This window comes from Allobosea sp. FBZP-16, from assembly GCF_002831785.1.
In the GTDB taxonomy this organism is placed as follows: Bacteria; Pseudomonadota; Alphaproteobacteria; order Rhizobiales; family Beijerinckiaceae; genus Allobosea; species Allobosea lupini.
Genome location: NZ_LNCQ01000031.1, coordinates 1 through 7,991 on the forward strand (window position 1 = coordinate 1; position 7,991 = coordinate 7,991).

A 7,991-nucleotide genomic window follows, 5' to 3' on the forward strand; every position below is an offset into this window, starting at 1 on the left:
CAGCAGGGTCTCGGGCGTCGGCAGCGCGCGGGCGAGCGCGCGCAGATCGCTGCGCCGGCGCTCGGACAGGCGGAGCGTCGCGCCGGACAGCCGGCGCGACAGGTCCGTCACCTGCCCCAGCAATTCGGCGCGCACCGGCACGACCTTCTCGGCCGCGCCGGTCGGTGTGGGGCTGCGCAGATCGGCGGCGTGGTCGATCAGGGTGACATCAGTCTCGTGGCCGACCGCCGAGACCAGCGGGATCAGCGAGGCCGCGGCGGCGCGGACCACCACCTCCTCGTTGAAGCCCATCAGGTCCTCGAGCGAGCCGCCACCGCGCGCGACGATGATCACATCCGGACGCGGAATCCGGCCGCCTTCCGGCAGCGCGTTGAAGCCGGCGATCGCATTGGCGACCTCAGCCGCGCTGCTCTCGCCCTGGACGCGCACCGGCCAGACCAGGACCTGACGTGGAAAACGTTCCTCCAGCCGGTGCAGGATGTCACGGATGACGGCGCCGGTCGGCGAGGTGACGACGCCGACCACGCGCGGCAGGAACGGGATGAGCTGCTTGCGGCCGGGATCGAACAGGCCCTCGGCGGCGAGCTTCTTGCGACGCTCCTCCAGCAGCGCCATCAGCGCGCCGATGCCGGCCGGCTCCAGGGAATCGATGATGATCTGGTAGCTCGACTTGCCGGCGAAGGTGGTGATCTTGCCGATGGCGATGACCTCGAGCCCTTCCTGTGGCTTGGTCTTCAGCCGGCCGAAGACGCCCTTCCAGATCACTGCGTCGATCTTGGCGTTGGCATCCTTCAGCGAGAAATAGACATGGCCGGAGCCGACCGGCCCGCGGTAGCCGGAGATTTCGCCGCGGACGCGCACGAAACCGAAGGCGTCCTCCAGCGTGCGTTTGAGCGCACCGGAGAGGTCGGAGACCGACCATTCGGGGGCGTTGCCGGCTGGCGAAGGCGATTCGTTGTCCATGGAACGTATTTAACGACACGAGGACGCCAGCAGAAGCGTTGCTCCGTCAGCCCGCGGCAGCTATTGCGCCTTCGAGCAAGCGGAGAGATGCGATGAACATTCTTCTGATCGGGTCCGGCGGGCGCGAGCATGCCCTGGCCTGGGCGATCTCGGCATCGCCGCTCTGCGACAAGCTCTTCATCGCGCCGGGCAATCCCGGCACCGGCCAATGCGGCGAGAATGTCGTGCTGGATATCGCCGACCACCGCGCTGTTGCCGATTTCTGCAAGCTGATGGGCGTCGGCCTCGTCGTGGTCGGGCCGGAAGGCCCGCTGGTCGAAGGCATCACCGACGATCTCGAAGCCGTCGGGATCAAGACCTTCGGTCCGTCGAAGGCGGCCGCACAGCTCGAAGGCTCGAAGGCCTTCACCAAGGAACTCTGCGCCGAATTCGGGATTCCGACCGCCGATTTCGCCCGCTTCACCGACGAAGCCGCTGCCAGGGCCTACGTCGCCAAGACCGGCGCGCCGCTGGTGATCAAGGCCGACGGACTCGCTGCCGGCAAGGGCGTCGTCATGGCCGAGACGGTCGAGCAAGCCAATGACGCCCTGGCGATGATGTTCTCGGGCGGGCTCGGCGCGGCCGGAGCCGAGGTGGTGATCGAGGAATGGATGATCGGCGAGGAAGCCAGCTTCTTCGCGCTCTGCGACGGCACGCATGCGCTGCCGCTCGCCTCGGCCCAGGACCACAAGCGCGTCGGGGACGGCGATATCGGCCCGAACACCGGTGGCATGGGCGCCTATTCGCCGGCTCCCGTGATGACCAAGGCCATGGAAGAGCAGGTGATGGCGCAGATCGTCCGGCCGACGCTGGCGGGCATGCACCAGCGCGGCACGCCGTTCAAGGGCGTGCTCTTCGCCGGGCTGATGATCACGGCCGATGGCCCCAAGCTGATCGAATACAACACCCGCTTCGGCGATCCCGAATGCGAGGTGCTGATGCCGCGCCTGAAGAGCGACATCGTGCCTGCTCTGCTCGCCGCGCGCGACGGCGTGCTCAACGCCGTAGACCTACGCTGGTCCGACGAGGTAGCGCTGACGGTGGTGATGGCGGCGAAAGGCTATCCCGGCACGCCGGAGAAGGGCAGCGTGATCAAGGGCATCGACAAGGCCGCCGCCGAGAAGGACGTGCTGGTCTTCCATGCCGGCACGCAGGCGAAGGACGGCGAGATCGTCGCCAATGGCGGGCGCGTGCTCAACATCGTGGCGCTTGGCAAAAGCGTCAGCGAGGCGCAGGCGAAGGCCTATGCGGCCGTCGACCTGATCGATTGGCCGGGTGGCTTCTGCCGGCGCGACATCGGCTGGCAGGCGGTCAAGCGCGAGCGCGAAAGCTGACAAAGCGACCGCCGCATCGTATATATATCGAGATACGATCGATATATATATACGAGGATGCCATGGCCATCCTGATCAAGGATCCCGAAACCGACCGTATCGTGCGCGAACTTGCCGCGCGCACCGGTAGGACGATCACCGATGCGGTCAAGACAGCGGCGGAGCGCGAGCTCGCCGAGCTGCCCCCACGCAAGGGACGGATCGACATGGAGAAGCTGGAGCGAACGCTCGCTGAAATCCGCTCCTATCCAAGGATCAACGAGCATCTGACCGATGACGAAATCATTGGCTATGACGAGAACGGCGTTCCCTCGTGATCAGCTCGCCGATCGTAGTCGACAGCTCGGCGATCACCGCCATCCTTCGCAACGAGCCTGAACGAGACAGGCTGCTAGCCGCGCTCAACGCCAGTGCCGCCAACTTCTGCTCGATGGTGACCTTCGTTGAGAGCTTCATGGTTTCCACGAGCCGCAACGCCAACGCTCCAGTCGCCCTGCATCTAAGATTGCTCGAAGATCTTGGCATCGAGGCCGCCCCGCTGGACCAGAAGCAAGCCGTCCTCGCAGCCGAAGCTTTCGCTCGCTTCGGCAAGGGCCGCCACCCCGCAAAGCTCAACCTCGGCGACTGCTTCTCCTATGCTCTTGCCAAATCCTTGAACGCGCCTCTGCTCTACAAGGGCGAGGACTTCGGCCGGACCGACCTCGTCGCGGCCGTAGCATCACAGGAGTTGCGGCCATGACCAATATCGACAGCCTCTTCCCCGGTTTCGAGGCACGCTGGATCGACGGTCCGGTCGGCAAGATCTTCGCCCGCGTCGGCGGCGAGGGGCCGCCGGTGGTGCTGATCCACGGCTTCCCGCAGACCCATGCCGAATGGCACGAGATGGCGGGCGAACTGGCCAAGACCCATACCGTCGTCTGCCCGGATCTGCGCGGCTATGGCTGGTCGGCGGCACCGCATGGCGATGGCGGCAAGGCGCTCTACAGCAAGCGCGGCATGGGCGAGGACATCGTCGCCGTCATGAGCGCGCTCGGCTTCAACCGCTTCGCCGTGATCGGCCATGATCGCGGCGCCCGCGTCGCCTACCGCCTGGCGCTCGACCATCCCGGCCGGGTCGAGCGGCTCGTCCTGCTCGACATCCTGCCGACCGTCTCGATGTGGGAGGGCATGGACGCGGCGCGCGCCATGCAGGTCTATCACTGGACCTTCCTGGCCCAGCCCGAGCCTGTGCCGGAGAAGCTGATCCAGGCCGACCCCGCCGGCTGGCTCGACCACACGATCGCGAGCTGGACGCGAGCCAAGAAGATCGAGGCCTTCCACCCGCTGGCCATGGCCGCCTATGCCGACTCCTTCAACGACCCCTCGCGTATCCACGCCGCCTGCGAGGATTATCGCGCCGGTGCGACGACTGATCTCGCGCACGACAAGGCCGATCTCGGCGCGGGCAAAAAGATCCTCTGCCCGGTGCTGGTGCTCTGGGGCGAGGCCGGCATCCCGGCCAAGGGCGCAAGCCCGCTCGACATCTGGCACGAGACCTTCGCGCCGCAGGCAGAGGGGCAGGCGATCGCCAGCGGCCACTTCCTGCCGGAGGAGAATCCGCAGGACACGCTGGCAAGGGTGATACCTTTCCTGGTGCAACCGCTTTCATAAACACGCTGGTCATCCCGGACGCAGCGAAGCGGAGATCCGGGATCCATGCCTGAGCCTCACCAAGATAGGTTCCGGAATGGATCCCGGGTCTCCCTTCGGTCGCCCGGGATGACTATGAAATGGTAGAAGCGGATCGCCTTTCGCCATGACCTCAGCCCTGCCAGCGACGAACGAAGTCTCTTCGAAGCCCGAGCTCGTCCTCGTGCTCGGCTCGGGCGGCGCACGCGGGCTCAGCCATATCCCGGTGCTGGAGGCCCTCGATGAGCTTGGTCTGAAGCCGGCGCTGATCGCCGGCTCGTCGATGGGGGCGATCGTCGGCGCGGCCTATGCCGCCGGCCTTTCCGGCCGCGACCTGCGTGCCCATGTCGAGGCGAGCTTCCGCGACCGGGCCCGGGTGATCGCCAGGCTGCTCGAAGCACGCATCGGCAAGATCGCCGATCTCTGGCGCGGCGGCCTCGGCAACCCCGTGCTGATCGATGGTGAGCGCCTGCTCGACCTGTTCTGGCCGCAGGCCGTGCCCGATCGCTTCGAGGAGCTCGGTATCCCCTTCCTCAGCGTCGCGACCGACTATCATCTGCATGACGAGGTCATGCTCGGCAGCGGTCCGCTGACGCCGGCTGTCGCCGCCTCGCTGGCGATCCCCGGCCTGGTCAAGCCGGTGACGATCGGCGGGCGCGTTCTGATCGATGGCGGCGCGATCAATCCCCTGCCCTATGACCGCCTGCTCGGACCGGGGCGCCTGGTCCTCGCGGTCGACACCAGCGCACCCGCGACGGTCAGCGACAGCCGCGTGCCCGAGCCGCTGGAAGCCATGGTCGGCGTTTCGCAGATCCTGACGCGGGCACTGGTCCAGCGCATGATCGAGCGCCAGCCGCCGGACATCCTGATCCGCGCCGGTGGCGAGGGCTTCGGCGGCCTCGATTTCTTCCGCTGGCAGGCGATCCTCGACGCCGCCCAGCCGGCGAAGGATGAGGTCAAGCGGAGGCTGTCAGAGGCGCTCGAACGGGCAGCGTGACCGCCTCGGGTTCGTCGCAGCAGAAGCCCGGCAAGCCGGCCTCCAGCGCCGCACGACCCTTCTCCGTCAGGACCACCGCGCGGCTATCCTTGATCCGCGTCACCCAGCCCGTCTCGAGACAGCGGCAGGCCAAGGCCGCCGCGAGCGAGCCGGCGAGATGCGGGCGGCGCTCGCTCCAGTCGAGACACGGGCGCAGCGCCGCCCGCCTGCCTTTGCTCGTCGTCGCCGGATCGATCCCGAGCCCGGCGAAGAGCGCGACGCCGGAACGGGTCAGCCCGTAGCCGCCATCGGCGACGGTGAGATGGCCGCCCGCCAGAAGCGCATCATGGATCGCGATGCCCAGGCGGCCGGCGAAATGATCATAGCAGGTACGGGCACGGGCGAGTTCGGCACTGATGCGCGAGGGCAACCGCCTGCCATTCGCCTGGCCACCGGAGAGCACCATCAGCCCTTCCAATGCGGTCGCGACCTCCGGCCCGGCCAAACGGTAATAGCGATGGCGGCCCTGCACGGCGACATCGAGCAGGCCGCCCTGCATCAGCTTGGCGAGATGACCGCTCGCAGTCTGCGGCGCGACGCCTGCCAGGAAGGCGAGCTCCTTCGCCGTCAGCGCGCGGCCATCCATCAGCGCATGCAGCATGTTGGCGCGGGCGGGATCCCCCATCAGATGGGCGATCTCGGCGAGATAGGGTCCGTGCATGGCCATGGCTCGACGCCTCCATTGTGGCTGCCATGATGACGTCCGTGCCCGCTGAGGCAAGCAAGGACGCTACGGCTGGGACCGTAGTATCGAAAAGCGACAGCCGGGGTCAGGACTGCCAGAAGTCACGGCATCGCAATCGGGACTGGCAGGATCATGGACCAGACGACGCTCCTCACCTTCATCGCCGCGACCTTCGTGCTCGCCGGCTTCATCAAGGGCGTGATCGGGCTCGGCCTCCCGACGATCGCGGTCGGCGTGCTCGGCGTGGTGATGGCGCCGGCGCAGGCGGCGGCGCTGCTGGTCATCCCCAACCTCGTCACCAATAGCTGGCAGCTCGCCGGGCCGAAGCTGAAGGCCATCGCCATCCGTCTCTGGCCGATGCTGGCCGGAACCTGTGTCGGCACCTGGGCCGGAGCCGGGCTGCTGGAGAAGGCCAAGGACGGCTCGGCGACGCTCTGGCTCGGTATCGCGCTGGTGCTCTATGCGCTGGTCGGGCTGAAGGCGGCCAAGCTGCGCGTGCCCGAAAAGACCGAGATCTGGCTCGGCCCTCTGGTCGGCGTCATCACCGGCGCCGCCACCGCCGCGACCGGCGTCTTCGTGCTGCCCGCCGTGCCCTATCTGCAGGCGCTCGGCTTCGACAAGGACGAACTGGTGCAGGCGCTCGGCCTCTCCTTCATCGTCTCGACGATCGCGCTGTCCTTCGGGCTTGTCGGCGCCGGAGCGCTCGACCTGAAGGTCGCTGGCGCCTCGCTGCTGGCGCTGCTGCCGGCGCTGGCCGGGATGTGGTTCGGCCAGGCGATCCGCCAGCGGATCTCGGCTGCGACCTTCAAGCTCTGCTTCTTCGCCGGGCTATTGGCGCTGGGCGGCTATCTGGTCGTCCGGACCTTGCTCTGAGCTGAACTCAACGCCCGCGCCCGGCATAGGCCAGGCGGCGGCTGCGCTTGTGGCCATACCAGGCGATTTCGCGGTCGCCGACATCGACGTGGACGAGACCATTCGAATAGGAGCCGACGCCGCCGACGCTCTCGATCTTCTTGGCAACGGCTGCGGCGTTCCGTGGTGAGGTGGCGAGAGGACGGAAGTCGATGGCATTGCCGCGATAGTGCTGGGAGTTGCGGGCGTGGCGGCCGCCGCAGGTCGAGGTGATCTGGATCGGGCCGATCTTGGCGGTGAGTTCCTTGATCATGCCGAGGGTTTCCGGCTTCAGGCAGCCGAGCCCCTTCACCTGGGGCTGGAACGAGATCATCGCGAGATGGGTATCGGCGGCTAAGGAGGGAGACACAGACCAGCAGGCCGCGGACAGCGCAGCCAACGCAACTTTACGCATAATGGAGATTTACCGACTTTGGAGAATGGAAGGCTCAAGCCACCATTCCTTGGTCTGGCTGAGCAGTGCAGCGGCGACGTACGAATGATACAAGGCAAAAACATGGCGAAAAGCGCTAGCAACGCCTCGGTCGATCAACTCGAAGCGCGCTTACCCCATTGGAGCTAGATCGATCGAACTAGGCGCTTTGGGCCCTTACGTCGAAAAATATACACAGTCTTGATAGCATATTTTCTATAGAAAATCGGTCTATTACTTCATTCGCAAATGCTAGCGCCTCTCTCGAAAGAAGTCGCGCAGCAGCTCGGCCGCCTCGCGCTCGCTCAGGCCGCCATAGACCTCCGGCGCGTGATGGCAGCTCGGGCTGCGATAGAGCCTGACACCGTTCTCGACCGCCCCCCCCTTAGGATCGGACGCTGCGAAATAGAGCCGCCTGATCCGGGCGAAGGAAATCGCCGCCGCGCACATCGGGCAGGGCTCGAGCGTGACATAGAGATCGCAGTCGATCAGCCGTTCCGACTGGATGGCTTCGCAGGCCAGCCGGATCGCCAATGTCTCGGCATGGGCGGTCGGATCCTTCAGCTCGAGCGTGCGGTTGCCGGCGCTCGCCAGCACCTCGCCGCCACGGACGATCACCGCCCCGACCGGTACCTCGCCGCGCTCCGCCGCGGCGCGCGCCTCGGCGAGCGCCAGCGCCATCGGCGTCTCGATCCGCTTTGCGTCGATCGATCCCATCGAACCCCATCATTGCCGCTCGCAGCGGGCGAAGTCGCCTGCTACAAGCGCCGGCTAATACCAGATTCAAGAGCCGCTGCCGTCCCGGATCGCTTCGCAACCCGGTCCGCGATGATCCGGCTTCAGGAGCCACCATGAGCGACGACAACAACCAGAAAAGCCGCGGCCCGCGCAAGGGCGGCGGCGCCGGCGGCCGCGGCGGCGGACGCGATGGCGGTCCCGGAC

10 protein-coding genes are annotated in these 7,991 nt (G+C 66.8%); 6 read left to right on the forward strand and 4 right to left on the reverse strand.

Features of this window, described 5'->3' with window-relative positions:
• Positions 1-963: exodeoxyribonuclease VII large subunit (gene xseA, locus CXY91_RS16600; protein ID WP_100962400.1), on the reverse strand; the 963-nt coding region annotated here is incomplete at its 3' end.
• Between the two features lie 92 nt (positions 964-1,055).
• Here xseA and purD point away from each other — a divergent pair.
• The 5 genes from purD (at position 1,056) to CXY91_RS16625 (ending at position 5,001) form a co-directional block, all read left to right on the forward strand.
• Positions 1,056-2,336 carry a phosphoribosylamine--glycine ligase gene (purD, locus tag CXY91_RS16605; RefSeq protein WP_100962401.1) on the forward strand — a complete coding sequence of 427 codons (1,281 nt, stop codon included), beginning with the start codon at positions 1,056-1,058 and terminating at the stop codon, positions 2,334-2,336.
• A 62-nt stretch (positions 2,337-2,398) separates the two neighbouring features.
• Positions 2,399-2,653 carry a type II toxin-antitoxin system VapB family antitoxin gene (locus CXY91_RS16610; protein ID WP_091831901.1) on the forward strand — a complete coding sequence of 85 codons (255 nt, stop codon included), beginning with the start codon at positions 2,399-2,401 and terminating at the stop codon, positions 2,651-2,653.
• Entirely contained in the window at positions 2,650-3,075 is a 426-nt protein-coding gene (locus CXY91_RS16615) for a type II toxin-antitoxin system VapC family toxin (RefSeq protein WP_199777478.1), read from the forward strand. The genes CXY91_RS16610 and CXY91_RS16615 overlap by 4 nt, the downstream gene beginning before the upstream one ends.
• A complete protein-coding gene (locus tag CXY91_RS16620) occupies positions 3,072-3,986 on the forward strand; it encodes an alpha/beta fold hydrolase (protein ID WP_100962402.1) in 915 nt (304 codons plus the stop codon). The genes CXY91_RS16615 and CXY91_RS16620 overlap by 4 nt, the downstream gene beginning before the upstream one ends.
• Before the next feature lie 145 nt (positions 3,987-4,131).
• Entirely contained in the window at positions 4,132-5,001 is an 870-nt protein-coding gene (locus CXY91_RS16625; RefSeq protein ID WP_100962403.1) for a patatin-like phospholipase family protein, read from the forward strand.
• On the opposite strand, the gene CXY91_RS16630 is transcribed toward CXY91_RS16625, so the two are convergent.
• Positions 4,961-5,707 carry an ArsR/SmtB family transcription factor gene (locus tag CXY91_RS16630; protein ID WP_248307522.1) on the reverse strand — a complete coding sequence of 249 codons (747 nt, stop codon included), beginning with the start codon at positions 5,705-5,707 and terminating at the stop codon, positions 4,961-4,963. The two genes, CXY91_RS16625 and CXY91_RS16630, sit on opposite strands and share 41 nt — an antisense overlap.
• A gap of 150 nt (positions 5,708-5,857) precedes the next feature.
• Here CXY91_RS16630 and CXY91_RS16635 point away from each other — a divergent pair, with 150 nt between their 5' ends.
• Positions 5,858-6,598, forward strand: coding sequence for a sulfite exporter TauE/SafE family protein (locus tag CXY91_RS16635; protein WP_100962404.1), 741 nt, complete (start codon positions 5,858-5,860; stop codon positions 6,596-6,598).
• A gap of 7 nt (positions 6,599-6,605) precedes the next feature.
• Here CXY91_RS16635 and CXY91_RS16640 read toward each other — a convergent pair whose 3' ends face one another.
• Positions 6,606-6,950, reverse strand: coding sequence for a peptidoglycan L,D-endopeptidase MepK (locus CXY91_RS16640; protein ID WP_158673450.1), 345 nt, complete (start codon positions 6,948-6,950; stop codon positions 6,606-6,608).
• 351 nt (positions 6,951-7,301) lie between these two features.
• Positions 7,302-7,730 carry a nucleoside deaminase gene (locus tag CXY91_RS16645; protein WP_100962408.1) on the reverse strand — a complete coding sequence of 143 codons (429 nt, stop codon included), beginning with the start codon at positions 7,728-7,730 and terminating at the stop codon, positions 7,302-7,304.
• Positions 7,731-7,991 lie beyond the last annotated feature (261 nt).

What these genes read in the sequence shown, in the direction of transcription:
- purD (WP_100962401.1), top strand. Translation starts at nt 1,056, where the DNA reads ATGAACATTCTTCTGATCGGGTCCGGCGGGCGCGAGCATGCCCTGGCC.
- CXY91_RS16610 (WP_091831901.1), top strand. Translation starts at nt 2,399, where the DNA reads ATGGCCATCCTGATCAAGGATCCCGAAACCGACCGTATCGTGCGCGAA.
- CXY91_RS16620 (WP_100962402.1), top strand. Translation starts at nt 3,072, where the DNA reads ATGACCAATATCGACAGCCTCTTCCCCGGTTTCGAGGCACGCTGGATC.
- CXY91_RS16625 (WP_100962403.1), top strand. Translation starts at nt 4,132, where the DNA reads ATGACCTCAGCCCTGCCAGCGACGAACGAAGTCTCTTCGAAGCCCGAG.
- CXY91_RS16630 (WP_248307522.1), bottom strand. Translation starts at nt 5,707, where the DNA reads ATGGCCATGCACGGACCCTATCTCGCCGAGATCGCCCATCTGATGGGG.
- CXY91_RS16635 (WP_100962404.1), top strand. Translation starts at nt 5,858, where the DNA reads ATGGACCAGACGACGCTCCTCACCTTCATCGCCGCGACCTTCGTGCTC.
- CXY91_RS16640 (WP_158673450.1), bottom strand. Translation starts at nt 6,950, where the DNA reads ATGATCTCGTTCCAGCCCCAGGTGAAGGGGCTCGGCTGCCTGAAGCCG.
- CXY91_RS16645 (WP_100962408.1), bottom strand. Translation starts at nt 7,730, where the DNA reads ATGGCGCTGGCGCTCGCCGAGGCGCGCGCCGCGGCGGAGCGCGGCGAG.